Raw genomic sequence first — 11,951 nt, forward strand, 5'->3', positions numbered from 1 at the left:
TTCCCAGAATGCGCCGCATGCACATCGCCGTCATCGGAACCGGCATCGTGGGCGTCTGCACCGCAGCATGGCTGCAGCGCGACGGTCACCAGGTCACCTTCATCGATCCGCTCGAACCGGGCGAAGCCTGCTCGTTCGGCAATGCGGGGTCGCTCTCGCCCAGCGCCTGCCTGCCCGTGGGCATGCCCGGCATGTGGAAGCGCGTGCCGCGCTGGCTGCTCGACCCGCTGGGGCCGCTCACCGTGCGCTGGCGCTACGCACCGGTCGTGCTGCCCTGGCTGGTGCGCATGCTGCAGCACTCGAGCCGCGAGGAAGTCACGCGCATCGCGACGGCGTTGCGCACGTTGCTCGAACCCATCTTCGACTGCTACGACCCGCTGCTCGCGCATGCCGACGCGCAATCGCTGGTGCGCCGCAGCGGTTGCCTCTACGTCTATTCGTCCCGCGAGGCTGCGGCGCAATGGCAGTGGGGCATGAACCTGCGGCGCTCGCTCGGCGTGAAGCTGGTCGACGTCGAGCGCGATGAGCTGGAGGCCCTGGAGCCCGACCTGAAGGGGCGCTTCCGCTTTGGCCTGCTGGCGCCGGACAACGGCTCGACGGCCGACCCGTCGGCGCTGGTGAAGGCGTTGCATGCGCGCTGCATGGCCGACGGCGCGCGGCGCAACGGGCACAGTGCGCTGGGATTCGAGCGCCAGGGCGGCCGGGTGACCGGCGTGCAGCTCGACTCGGGGGCGACGCTGGCCGTCGATGGCGTGGTCGTCGCCGCCGGTGCCTGGTCGGCACCGCTGGCTGCCGCGTTGGGTGAACACGTGCCGCTCGAGACGCAGCGCGGTTACCACGTCACCGTGCGCAGCTCGAACCTCGCCTTGCGCCACACCGTGATGGCGGTCGAGCACAACCTGATGGTCAACCCGATGGCGATGGGCCTGCGACTTGCCGGCACGGTCGAGTTCGCCGGCCTGCAGGCACCGCCGAACTACGAACGCGCCGACGCGCTGCTGCAGCAGGGACGCCACCTGTTCCCGCACCTCGACACCTCGGTGGTTACGCGCTGGATGGGCCACCGCCCCTGCATGCCTGACAGCCTGCCGGTGGTCGGCCGGGCACGCGGTGCGGACAACGCGTGGTTGGCCTTCGGCCACGGCCACATGGGCATGTGCATGGGCGCCAGCACGGGCCGCGAGATCGCGCACCTGGTGGCCGGCCGCGCGCCGCAGGTCGATCTGACGCCGTTCCGGCCCGATCGCTTCTGATGGCCGGGCCCGACACGTCACGCTGGGCAATCGGTGTCGACATGGGCGGCACCTTCATCGATGCCGTTGCGGTCGCCGATGACGGCCGCCTGGCGAGCCTTAAGCACCCGCGTGAAGCGGGCAGGCTGGCAGAACCCGTGCTGGCCGCCATCGATCGCATCTGCGCCGAGAACGGCATCGCTCCCCAGCAGGTGGCCCGCATCGTGCACGGGTCCACCGTGGTCACGAATCTGCTGCTCGAACAGAATGCCCCGCCCGTTGCGGTGCTGACGACCGCCGGCATGGGCGACGTGCTGGCGCTCGGCCGCCAGGAGCGACGCGAGCTGTACCTGCCGGTCATCGCGAAGCCGACGCCGGACGAGCGCCTCTTCCCCGCGCACCTGCGCTTCGAGATCGCAGGGCGCATCGACGCACAGGGCCGCGAGACAGCGCCGCTCGCGCTCGACGGCTTCGACCGCATCGCAGACGCCATCGCACAGTCGGGCGTGCGTGCCGTGGCCGTGTGCCTGCTGTTCGCGCACCGCAACCCGGCGCACGAGCAGCAAGTGCGCGATGTGCTGGCCGCGCGCCTGCCGTACCTGATGGTGTCGCTGTCGAGCGAGGTCGACCCGAAGCCGCGCGAGTTCGAACGTTTTCTGACCAGCGCGCTCGACGCCTACGCCAAGCCAATGGTCGCCGATTACCTGCGCGCGCTGGCGAGTGCGCTCACGACACGCGGTTTGCCCGAACCGTTCCTGATGCGCTCGGAAGGCGGCACCGGCGCCTGGCGTGACGTGGCGGCGCGACCGGTCGGCCTGGCGATGTCGGGGCCGTGCGCTGCGCTCGAAGGTGTGGCCGCCAGCCTGGGGGGGCGCACCGGCGCGCCGGCCGTGGTGATGGCCATCGACGTCGGCGGCACCAGCACGGACATCGGCATCGTCGAGCAGGGCCGCCCGGCCTTCGGCGACGCACTGCAGGTCGGCGATTTGAGCCTGCGGCTGCGCTGCGCGGATGTCGAATCGCTCTCGATCGGCGGCGGCAGCGTGGTGCGTGCGCTGCCCGGCGGCGCGCTGCGGCTCGGTCCGCGCTCGCAAGGCGCTTGGCCCGGCCCGGCGGCCTATGGCCTGGGCGGGAACCGTGCGACGCTGACCGACGCGCTGTGCGTGCTCGGTCGCTTGCCCGCGCAACTCGCCGGCGGCGTGTCACTCGACCGCGCGGCGGCCGAAGCCGCGTTGCAGCGTGATGCCGCGGTGCCGTTGGGCATTGAGGTGAAGGACGCGGCCCAGGCCGTCGTCCGCACCGCCGCGTCGGCGATGGCCGAGGCGCTGAAGATGCGCAGCTTCCAGCGCGGGCTCGACCCGGCCGACAGCCTGCTCGTGGCAGCCGGCGGCGGCGGTGCGCAGCACGCGGCGGAGGTCGCCGACCTGGCCGGCATGACGCAGGTGCGCGTGCTGCCGCAGGCCGGCGTGATCGCCGCGCTCGGCATGCTGTGCGCCGCGCCGACGCGGACCGTCGAACAGGCCATGGACGTGCTGCTGAACGACGACGAGCTGCAGGCACTTCGCACGCAGGCCGACGCGCAGGGCCAGGCCACGCACCGGCAGCTTGCGCTGTGCCACGCCGGCCAGGAATTCGCCATCGACGTGCGGTGGTTGCCCGACACCGACACGGTCGCGACGCTCGCCGAACGCTTCGAACAGCGTCACACGCAGCTGCGCGGGAACCTGCCGGCACGACAGGCTTTGCGAGTGCGCCAGATGCGCAGCGTGTTCGAAGCGGCGCTGCCGCAACCCGCGCCTTTCGCGGCGCCGCCCGCAGCGACTGCCAGCGCGTGGGCCGGTCTGGCGCCCTCGGGCAGCGGCCCGGCCTGCCTCTTCGCCGCGCTCACCACCGTGTGTGTGCCCGAAGGCTGGTGCTGGCAGCGGCTTCCGGACGATTCGCTGCTGCTCGAACGCAGTGAAAGGGCATCCGAATGACGGACGCAACCATCACAGCGCGCATGGAGCCGCTGCGCCTCGCCCTGCAGGGCGCCGTCGACCGGATGCAGACCGGCATGATGCGCGCCGCCTACTCGTCCATCGCCCGCGAGGGCGGCGACTGCGCGGCGGCCCTGTTCCTGCCCGACGGCCGGCTGCTGGCGCAGGCGCGCTCGCTGCCGCTGCTGCTGGGTTCGCTGATCCCCGCGGTCGGCGGCGTGCTCGCGCGCTTCCCCGCCGCGTCGATGCGCGACGGCGACGGCTACCTGATGAACGACCCCTGGTCCGGTGGCACGCACTTGCCCGACCTTGTCGTGGTGCGCCCGGTGCTGCGCGACGGCGAGGTGATCGCCGTGGCCGCGACCTGCCTGCACCACCAGGACGTGGGCGGCATGACGCCCGGCTCGATCCCGCCGAACGCCACGGAGATCTACCAGGAAGGCCTGCGCCTGCCACCGCTGCGCTGGCGCACGGCCGACGGCATCGACGCCAGCGTGCAGACGATCCTCGACGCCAACAGCCGCACGCCGGTCAACCTGCGCGGCGACCTGGCGGCGCAGTGGTCGGCGGTGAGCCTGGGTGCGCGAGAACTCGCGGCACTGGCCGCGCGCACCGGCGATGTGTTCCTGCCGGTATGCAACGCGCTCATCGCGCAGGCTGAGCAGATGACGCGCGCTGCGTTGCGCGATGCGCCCGATGGCGAATGGGCCTGGCAGGACCAGCTCGACGGCGACGGCGTCAGCAACGACCCGGTGCACATCGCGGTGCGCATCCGCAAGACCGGCGACGCCATCGACATCGACTTCACAGGCAGCTCGTCGCAGGTGCGCGGGCCGGTCAACGCGTCGCCCGGCAGTGTGTTGTCGGCGGCGCTTTTCTTCATGCGCACGCTCGCGCCCGATGCACCGAACAACGCCGGTTGCCTGGCGCCGCTGACGCTGCACCTGCCACCCGGCAGCGTGCTGAACCCCGATTTGCCCGCCGCCGTGAACGCGCGCACGGCCACCGTGAAGATGGCCTGCAACGCGATGCTGGGCGCCTGGTCTCAGGCGGGGGCCGGCGTTTCGGTGGCGCCGCATGCGGGCGTCGCGACGGTGATGTCGCTGAGCGGCACGCGTGACGACGGCCGGCGCTGGATGCTCACCGAGATCATCGCCAGCGGCGCCGGTGCGAGTGCGCTGGGCGCCGGCACGCCAGGCGTGTCGACCGACATCGGCAACGCGCGCAACACGCCGGTCGAGGTGATCGAGAGCGAGGCGCCGCTGCAACTCGAGTGCTATGCGATTCGTCACGGCTCGGGCGGCGCGGGCCTGCATGCGGGCGGCGACGGCGTGCGCCGCGTGTACCGGCTGCTCGAAGGCCGCGCGTCGCTGTCGTACCGCGGCGAGCGGCACGTGTCGCAGGCCCGCGGTGCGCAGGGCGGTGGCGCCGGCGCGTCGTCGGCCGCGCGCATCGAGCGCGCGAATGGAGACGTGGAGACGCTGGGCGCTCGCGCCCGGACCGAATGGCAGGCCGGCGACCGGCTCGTGATCGAGACGGCCGGCGGCGGCGGCTGGGGCGCGATCGACGCTGCCACCGCGAACGGCTCCCATGCAACGAACCCCCAGGAGTGAACCGATGACATCCACCCCCCTTCTTCAACGCAGTCGCCGCCTTGCCCTTGGCGGCGCCATGGCACTGGCCGCCACCGCGCTGCTGCCGTCTCTGGCCACTGCGCAAAGCTTCCCGACCAAGCCCATCCACATCGTCGTGCCCTTTCCGCCGGGCGGCAGCACCGACCTGCTGGCGCGCCGGATCGGCGAGAAGCTGGCGGCGGCGTGGGGCCAGCCGGTGGTGGTGGACAACCGCGCCGGTGCCGGCGGCACGCTGGGCGCCGACTATGTCGCCAAGTCGGCGCCCGACGGCTACACGCTGCTCATGGGCGTGACCGGCAGCAACGCCATCGCCAATGCGCTGTACCCCAAGCTGCCCTACGACGTGGTGAAGGATTTCGCGCCCGTGTCGCTCGTCGTTTCGTCGCCACTGGTGCTGGTGCGCAACCTCAACTTCGCACCGAAGACGGTGCAGGAAGTGGTGGCCGCCGCCAAGGCCAGGCCGGGCTCGATCAGCTACGGCTCGCCGGGCAACGGCACGTCGATGCACCTGACCGGCGAGATGTTCAAGCTGTCGGCCAAGGTGTCGATGCTCCACATCCCGTACCGCGGCAGCGCGGGCGCGCTGAGCGACCTGATGGGCGGACAGATCGACACCATGTTCGGCGACTTCCTCGTGGTCTGGCCGCAGCTCGAGGCCGGCAAGCTGCAGCCGATCGCCGTGACCTCGAAGACGCGCCACAAGATGCTACCCAACGTGCCGACCATCGCCGAGAGCGGCTACCCGGGCTTCGAGGCGCTGTCGTGGCAGGGGCTGTTCGCGCCGGCTGCCACGCCGCCGGCGATCGTCGAGCAACTCAACCGTGAAGTGAACAAGGCGCTGGCCAGCGCCGACATCCAGGAATACTTCGGCTCGCGCGGCTTCACGCTGGGCGGCAGCAGCGCCAGCGAGTTCAAGGCCTTCGTCAAGGTCGAGGCCGACAAGTGGGCCAAGATCGTCCAGGCGTCCGGCGCCAAGCCCGATTGAGCGATGGGCGCCATCACACACATCGGGCCACCGGTGGTCCGCGCAGGGAAGACGCAACCCATCTCACCCGCCGTGGTCGCCGAGGGCGCGCTGGTCTTCGTGTCGGGGCAGGTGCCGATGCGAGACGGGAAGCCCGCGGCGCCCGACATCGCGGGCCAGACGCATGTGGCGCTCGACATGATCGAAGCCATCCTCGTGCGTGCGGACTGCACGCTGGCCGACGTGGTCAAGGCGACGGTGTGGTTGGTCGACGCCGCCGATTACCCGGCCTTCAATATGGCGTGGGGCGAGCGCTTTGCGCTGGAGACGGCGCCGGCGCGATCGACCGTCATTTCGGGGTTGATCGCGCCGGTGCGCGTCGAAATCGAAGCGGTCGCCGTGCGCCGCTGAACCCGAGGCCTGATCAGAGCCCGGCGGCCGCCCGCAGCGCCGCAGCCTGCGTCGTCGCTTCCCAGGTGAACTCCGGCTCTTCGCGGCCGAAGTGACCGTAGGCGGCGGTCTTCTGGTAGATCGGGCGCAGCAGGTCGAGCATCTGGATGATGCCCTTCGGGCGCAGGTCGAAATGTTCGCGCACGAGTTCGGCGATCTTCTCGTCGGGGATCACGCCGGTACCTTCTGTGTAGACCGTGATGTTCATCGGCTGGGCCACGCCGATCGCGTAGGCGACCTGGATCTGGCACTGGCGCGCGAGGCCGGCAGCCACGATGTTCTTGGCCACGTAACGCGCGGCGTAGGCGGCCGAGCGATCGACCTTGCTCGGATCCTTGCCCGAGAATGCGCCGCCGCCGTGCGGGCAGGCGCCGCCGTAGGTGTCGACGATGATCTTGCGGCCCGTCAGGCCGCAGTCGCCCTGCGGGCCGCCGATGACGAAGCGACCGGTCGGGTTGATCAGGTAGCGGGTGTTCTGCAGCCATTCCTTCGGCAGCACCGGCTTGATGATCTCTTCGATGATGGCTTCGTTGAACGAAGCCTTCATCTTGGTCGGCGTCTCGCTCTGGTCGGGGTGGTGCTGGGTCGACAGCACCACTGTGTCGATGCTGTGCGGCTTGCCGTCGACGTAGCGCATCGTGACCTGGCTCTTGGCGTCGGGGCGCAGGAAGGGCAGGCGGCCGTCCTTGCGCAGCTGGGCCTGGCGCTCGACCAGGCGGTGCGCGTAGTAGATGGGCGCGGGCATCAGCTCGGGCGTCTCGTCGCAGGCGTAGCCGAACATGAGGCCTTGGTCGCCGGCGCCGGTGTTCAGGTGGTCGTCGCTGGCGTGGTCCACGCCCTGGGCGATGTCATTGGACTGCTTGTCGTAGCAGACCATCACGGCACAACCCTTGTAGTCGATGCCGTAGTCGGTGTTGTCGTAGCCGATGCGCTTGATGGTGTCGCGCGCGACCTGGATGTAGTCGACATGCGCGTTGGTCGTGATCTCGCCGGCCAGCACCACCAGGCCGGTGTTGGTCAGCGTCTCGGCGGCCACACGGCTGCGCGGGTCCTGCTCGAAGATCGCGTCGAGGATCGCGTCGGAGATCTGATCGGCGACCTTGTCGGGGTGGCCTTCGGAGACGGATTCGGAAGTAAAGAGAAAGTCGTTCGCCATTTAGATAAAACTCCATCGGTCGGTTGGCGCGTTGCCAGCCCGGGAGCTTCGGCGAACGCTTTAGCAGATGGCCTGTCCGGCCACGGCACAATGCATCGAGCATCTGTGCTTTGTCGCCCTGCAAGTAGTTCCATAACTCAGCGACAATTTCGATTCTATTCGAGGCTCATGCCCCTTGCATCCGTGCGTCAAGCGCCTAAAGACCCTCTGTATTCCTGAATGATTGTTCTGTTCCGCCTGCTCGCCCGCGTGCCCTTGTCATGGATGCACCAGCTGGGCGTGGTGTTCGGATGGCTGGTGTGGTGGACTTCGCCGGGTTACCGGCGCCGTTTCCGTGCCAATGCCGAGGCTGCGGGGTTCACCCCTGCCCAGTACCGCCCGGCCATCGGTGCGGCCGGCGCCATGGTGGCCGAACTGCCGTGGCTTTGGCTGCGTCCGCAAGGCGAAAGTGTGCTGTCCAAGGTGGTGCGCTGGGAGGGCATCGAAGCGTTCGAGGCCGCGCTGGCGGCGCGCAAGGGCGTGATCATCATTTCGCCGCACCTGGGCAGTTGGGAGATGTACGGCCAGGCGCTGGGCGAGCGCTTCGTCGCGCAGTACGGTCCGTTGACGGCACTCTTTCGGCCCGCTCGCAAGTCGTGGATGACCGAACTGGTCGCCGGTTCGCGCGATCGTCCGGGCCTGCACACATTGCCCACCTCCGTGGCAGGCGTGCGGGGGCTGATGCGCGTGCTGCGCGCGGGCGGCTACACCGGCCTGCTGCCCGACCAGGTGCCGCCGCTGGGGCAGGGCGTGTGGGCGCCTTTCCTGGGCCGGCCCGCCTACACCATGACGCTGCTGCCGCGCCTGGCGCAGCAGACGGGCGCGCGCGTGTTCCTGGGCGTGTGCGAGCGCCTGCCGCGCGGCCGGGGCTACGTGATTCGCTGCGAGCCCTTCGACGGCACCGCGCTCAACGATCCCAAGGCCACGCCCGAGGCCGCCGCCGCCGCGATGAACGAAGGCATCGAGCGGCTGGTGCGCGCGCTGCCGGGCCAGTACGTGTGGGACTACGCGCGCTTCAAGCAGCCCAGGGGCGATGCCGCCGGCACGCCGCCCCGGGAGGCTGCGCCATGAGCATCACGACACGCCTGGGCCTGGGCTTCATGCGGGTGTTGGCGCACGCGCCGCTGCCGCTGGTGCGCGGGCTCGGTCGCTTCCTCGGCCACGTGCTGCATACGGTGGCCGTGCCACGCCGCAAGGTCGTTGATATCAACCTGGCGCTGTGCTTTCCGCACAAGTCGGCGCACGAGCGGCGTGCCATCGCACGCGAGACCTTCGTCTTCGTCGCGCAATCCTGGCTGGACCGCAGCTGGCTCTGGCATGCGCCCAAGGCGGTGGTGGCGTCGCGTTTGCGCGTGGTGGGTGATGCCGCCGAGATCGAAGAAATCGCGCACGGGACGGCGCCCATGATCCTGTTCGCACCGCATTTCTACGGCCTGGACGCCGCGGCGACGGCACTCACTATGCGCACGATGCGCGCGTCGAACACCATCTACACCCCTCAGCGCAACGTGCTGGTCGACGCATGGATCCGTGAAGGCCGCGGGCGCTTTGGCAACGTGATCACGCTCAACCGGGGCGATGGCATCAAGCCGGTGCTCCAGGGGCTGCGCAAGAACGGCGTGCTGTACCTTCTGCCGGACATGGATTTCGGGCGGGATCACACCGTGTTCGTACCGTTCTACGGCGTCCAGGCATCCACCATTCCGTCGCTGTCGCGCTTTTCGCGCCTGGGCAAGGCCAAGGTGGTGCCGGTCGTCTCCCGGCTCACTCCGACGGGCTACGACATCGAGGTGCTGCCGGCGTGGCAAGACTTCCCGAGCGACGACGCCGTGGCCGACACGGCCCTCATGAACAAGCGGCTGCAGGGCTACATCGACACCATGCCCTCGCAGTATTACTGGGTACACCGGCGCTTCAAGACGCGCCCCGACGGCGAGCCGCCGGTCTACTGAGGCGCCAGACGCACGAAGCTGGCGATCTCGTGCGCCACGCGCTCGGGCTGCTCGTGGACGATCCAGTGGGTGGCGCCCGGCACGCGACACAGCGTGAGGTCGCCCACGTAATCGTCCAGGCCGTCGAGCAGGCTGGGCAACAGCGCGACGTCGTCGAGCGCCCAGATCACCAGCGTCGGCACGTCCACCGTCAGCCGTTCGCGCGGCGGAATGCGGATCTCGGCGGCCGGCTGGCCTGGGGGCGCCGGCTTGAGCGGCGTCACGCGGTAGAGGTTGCATCCGCCCACCAGCCCGGCGCCCCACAGGGCACGGTACTGGTCCTTGACCGGCTCGGTGAGCCAGGTGGGACCGCCTGTAGCGGCGTCAGCGCCCTGCAGGAACGGCCACATTCGCCGGAAGTCGTCTTCGGCCAACAGTGCCTCGGCATCGGGCCGGGCGAGGAAATTCATGTAGGCACTGGCAGCCTGCTGCGCCGGGCTGTCGCGCAGTTCGCGGGCAAAGGTGCCCGGATGCGGCGAATTCAGGATCACCAGCCGGTCGACCTGCTGCGGGAACGCGTTGGCGTAGCCCCAGCCGAAGGCGCCACCCCAGTCGTGAGCGACCAGCACGGCGATGCGGCCATCGGGGCTTTCGGTCGCCGCCAGTTGCTGGATGTCCTGGATCAGCAGGTGCGCACGGTAGTCGGCCGGATCGGCTGGCGCGCTCGAGTGCTCGAAACCGCGCAGATTGGGCGCCACGCAGCGGTACCCGCCCTGGGCGGGCTGGGAAAAATGATCGAGCAGGCCGTCCCAGATGAAGGCTCCCTCGGGAAAACCATGAAGAAACACCATCAGTGGGCGTCCGGGCGTGCCGCTGGCACGGCAGCTGAGCGTCGTGCCGTTGGGCAGCAGGCGCTGGAAGGTCTCGATCATTGGTCGTGTCTCCTTGATTCGGCGCGTTGTCCAGGAACACCGTGGAACCGGCTCCGCCGGGCCACCGGTGTTGCCCCCGGAACGGGGTGGGCGGCCACACGAAGTGGGCAAGCCTGGGGGCGAGCCTATTCCTTGGGGTGAGCCCAGCGCCAGAGCAGTTCGGCGGCATCCTCCACCCCCTGCTTCTTCAGCGCGGAGAACAGTTTGACCTCGCCGCCGCCGGCCTGCAGTCGCATGATGGACAGTGCCTTGGCGCCGTCCGAGCGCGTGAGCTTGTCGGACTTGGTCAGCAGGATCAGGAACTTGAGGCCCTGCTCGACACGCGGGCGGATGACTTCGAGCAGGATTTCGTCGAGTTCGGTCATGCCATGGCGCGGGTCGCACATCAGCACCACGCCGCGCAGGTTCTCGCGCGTCATGAGGTAGTTGCCCATCACACGCTGCCAGCGCAGCTTGGCTTCCTTGGGCACGGCCGCATAGCCATAGCCAGGCAGGTCGGCCAGCACGGCGTCGTCGACCTTCTGCTTGCCCACGCCGAACAGGTTGATGTGCTGTGTGCGGCCTGGCGTCTTGGAGGCAAAGGCCAGGCGCGTCTGTTGCGTGAGGGTGTTGATGGCCGTGGACTTGCCGGCGTTGGAGCGTCCGACAAACGCGATTTCAGGCAGGTCGAGCGCCGGCAGATGCTCGAGTTGGGGGGCGCTCGTGAGGAAGTGGGCGGTGTGCAACCAGCCCATGGCCGTGCGGGTCCGGTCGGGGGCAGGCGCCGCGTTCGGCGATGCGGGAGCCGGTGAGGGCACAGGGGTGGTCATCAGGGAGACTTTCTTAACGGGGGGGCCATTGTAGAATCGCGCGGTTTTGCGCCATAAAAGCGAGCCCCCGATATGAAGTTGTTTGCCAAATTAATGCTTGCAGCCCTCGTGGGCGCGGCCTCCAGCGCAAGTTTCGCCGCCGACGAGCCTGCCCCGGCCGCCGCCGTCGCGAAGCCGGCCAAGCCGGATCCGGCCAAGGGAGACACCGTCTTCAATGCAACGCCCGCCAACAGCCAGAGCTGTGCGTCGTGCCACAACGCGGACGGCAATTCAGCCATCGCGAGCAATCCCAAGCTGGCCCAGCAGCATCCGGAATACATCCTCAAGCAGCTCCAGGACTTCAAGTCGGGTGCACGCAAGAGCGCCATCATGAAGCCGCTCGCCTCGGCCTTGTCCGAGGAGGACATGCGCAACATCGCCTGGTTCGTCGGCTCCAAGAAGATCAAGACCGGTTTCTCCAAGGAGAAGGACCTGGTCGCCATGGGCGAGAAGATCTACCGCGGTGGCATTGCCGATCGCCAGATTCCGGCCTGCGCCAGCTGCCACAGCCCCAACGGCGCGGGCTTGCCTGCGCAGTACCCCCGCCTGGGAGGTCAGCATGCCGACTACACGAGCGCCCAGCTGGTGGCTTTCCGCGATGGCGTGCGCCTCAACAGCGGGCCGATGACCGGCGTCGCCGCCAAGCTCAACGACCGCGAGATCAAGGCCGTTTCAGACTACATCGCCGGATTGCGTTGATCCGCATGCCGTCCGCGCGGCGTGCCGCGACGTCGACCCACCGCCAATAACAATCCCAACAGGGCGGGCCGATCCATCCGGATGGCCCGC

General features: G+C 69.3%; 11 protein-coding genes. 8 read left to right on the top strand and 3 right to left on the bottom strand.

Translation table 11 applies throughout. The features are described 5' to 3' along the window. Window positions 1–17 precede the first annotated feature (17 nt). The 5 genes from J2W36_RS03685 to J2W36_RS03705 are packed head-to-tail and all read left to right on the top strand — an operon-like array spanning window position 18 to window position 6,217. Complete coding sequence (locus J2W36_RS03685; protein WP_307688310.1) at window positions 18–1,253, top strand: NAD(P)/FAD-dependent oxidoreductase; 1,236 nt, start codon at window positions 18–20, stop codon at window positions 1,251–1,253. Next, the gene (locus tag J2W36_RS03690; RefSeq protein ID WP_307688311.1) at window positions 1,253–3,208 is read left to right on the top strand and encodes a hydantoinase/oxoprolinase family protein; all 1,956 of its coding nucleotides are present in this window, start codon (window positions 1,253–1,255) and stop codon (window positions 3,206–3,208) included. The genes J2W36_RS03685 and J2W36_RS03690 overlap by 1 nt, the downstream gene beginning before the upstream one ends. Continuing rightward, entirely contained in the window at window positions 3,205–4,821 is a 1,617-nt protein-coding gene (locus J2W36_RS03695; protein ID WP_307688312.1) for a hydantoinase B/oxoprolinase family protein, read from the top strand. Before J2W36_RS03690 ends, J2W36_RS03695 begins: the two co-directional genes overlap by 4 nt. 4 nt (window positions 4,822–4,825) lie before the next feature. Continuing rightward, window positions 4,826–5,827 carry a tripartite tricarboxylate transporter substrate binding protein gene (locus J2W36_RS03700; RefSeq protein ID WP_307688313.1) on the top strand — a complete coding sequence of 334 codons (1,002 nt, stop codon included), beginning with the start codon at window positions 4,826–4,828 and terminating at the stop codon, window positions 5,825–5,827. A 3-nt stretch (window positions 5,828–5,830) separates the two neighbouring features. Continuing rightward, window positions 5,831–6,217 (top strand): RidA family protein, encoded by a 387-nt coding sequence (locus J2W36_RS03705; RefSeq protein WP_307688314.1) that lies wholly within the window; start codon window positions 5,831–5,833, stop codon window positions 6,215–6,217. Window positions 6,218–6,230: 13 nt separating this feature from the next. On the opposite strand, the gene metK is transcribed toward J2W36_RS03705, so the two are convergent. After that, complete coding sequence (gene metK / locus J2W36_RS03710) at window positions 6,231–7,412, bottom strand: methionine adenosyltransferase (protein WP_307688315.1); 1,182 nt, start codon at window positions 7,410–7,412, stop codon at window positions 6,231–6,233. Window positions 7,413–7,631: 219 nt separating this feature from the next. On the opposite strand from metK, the gene J2W36_RS03715 reads away from it, so the two are divergent. Continuing rightward, entirely contained in the window at window positions 7,632–8,522 is an 891-nt protein-coding gene (locus J2W36_RS03715; protein ID WP_307688316.1) for a lysophospholipid acyltransferase family protein, read from the top strand. Continuing rightward, window positions 8,519–9,403, top strand: a complete 885-nt coding sequence (locus J2W36_RS03720; RefSeq protein ID WP_307688317.1) for a lysophospholipid acyltransferase family protein — start codon at window positions 8,519–8,521, stop codon at window positions 9,401–9,403. Before J2W36_RS03715 ends, J2W36_RS03720 begins: the two co-directional genes overlap by 4 nt. Here J2W36_RS03720 and J2W36_RS03725 read toward each other — a convergent pair. Further along, complete coding sequence (locus tag J2W36_RS03725) at window positions 9,397–10,314, bottom strand: alpha/beta fold hydrolase (RefSeq protein WP_307688318.1); 918 nt, start codon at window positions 10,312–10,314, stop codon at window positions 9,397–9,399. The genes J2W36_RS03720 and J2W36_RS03725 overlap by 7 nt on opposite strands. 125 nt (window positions 10,315–10,439) lie before the next feature. Then, window positions 10,440–11,123, bottom strand: a complete 684-nt coding sequence (yihA, locus tag J2W36_RS03730; protein ID WP_307688319.1) for a ribosome biogenesis GTP-binding protein YihA/YsxC — start codon at window positions 11,121–11,123, stop codon at window positions 10,440–10,442. A gap of 72 nt (window positions 11,124–11,195) precedes the next feature. On the opposite strand from yihA, the gene J2W36_RS03735 reads away from it, so the two are divergent. Beyond that, window positions 11,196–11,861, top strand: coding sequence for a c-type cytochrome (locus tag J2W36_RS03735; protein WP_307688320.1), 666 nt, complete (start codon window positions 11,196–11,198; stop codon window positions 11,859–11,861). Window positions 11,862–11,951: the final 90 nt, after the last annotated feature.

This window comes from Variovorax ginsengisoli (assembly GCF_030811835.1).
In the GTDB taxonomy this organism is placed as follows: Bacteria; Pseudomonadota; Gammaproteobacteria; order Burkholderiales; family Burkholderiaceae_C; genus Variovorax; species Variovorax ginsengisoli_C.

Bases quoted from the DNA above. Each gene is read 5' to 3' on its own strand.
- J2W36_RS03685 (WP_307688310.1), top strand. From the start codon at position 18: ATGCACATCGCCGTCATCGGAACCGGCATCGTGGGCGTCTGCACCGCA.
- J2W36_RS03690 (WP_307688311.1), top strand. From the start codon at position 1,253: ATGGCCGGGCCCGACACGTCACGCTGGGCAATCGGTGTCGACATGGGC.
- J2W36_RS03695 (WP_307688312.1), top strand. From the start codon at position 3,205: ATGACGGACGCAACCATCACAGCGCGCATGGAGCCGCTGCGCCTCGCC.
- J2W36_RS03700 (WP_307688313.1), top strand. From the start codon at position 4,826: ATGACATCCACCCCCCTTCTTCAACGCAGTCGCCGCCTTGCCCTTGGC.
- J2W36_RS03705 (WP_307688314.1), top strand. From the start codon at position 5,831: ATGGGCGCCATCACACACATCGGGCCACCGGTGGTCCGCGCAGGGAAG.
- metK (WP_307688315.1), bottom strand. From the start codon at position 7,412: ATGGCGAACGACTTTCTCTTTACTTCCGAATCCGTCTCCGAAGGCCAC.
- J2W36_RS03715 (WP_307688316.1), top strand. From the start codon at position 7,632: ATGATTGTTCTGTTCCGCCTGCTCGCCCGCGTGCCCTTGTCATGGATG.
- J2W36_RS03720 (WP_307688317.1), top strand. From the start codon at position 8,519: ATGAGCATCACGACACGCCTGGGCCTGGGCTTCATGCGGGTGTTGGCG.
- J2W36_RS03725 (WP_307688318.1), bottom strand. From the start codon at position 10,314: ATGATCGAGACCTTCCAGCGCCTGCTGCCCAACGGCACGACGCTCAGC.
- yihA (WP_307688319.1), bottom strand. From the start codon at position 11,123: ATGACCACCCCTGTGCCCTCACCGGCTCCCGCATCGCCGAACGCGGCG.
- J2W36_RS03735 (WP_307688320.1), top strand. From the start codon at position 11,196: ATGAAGTTGTTTGCCAAATTAATGCTTGCAGCCCTCGTGGGCGCGGCC.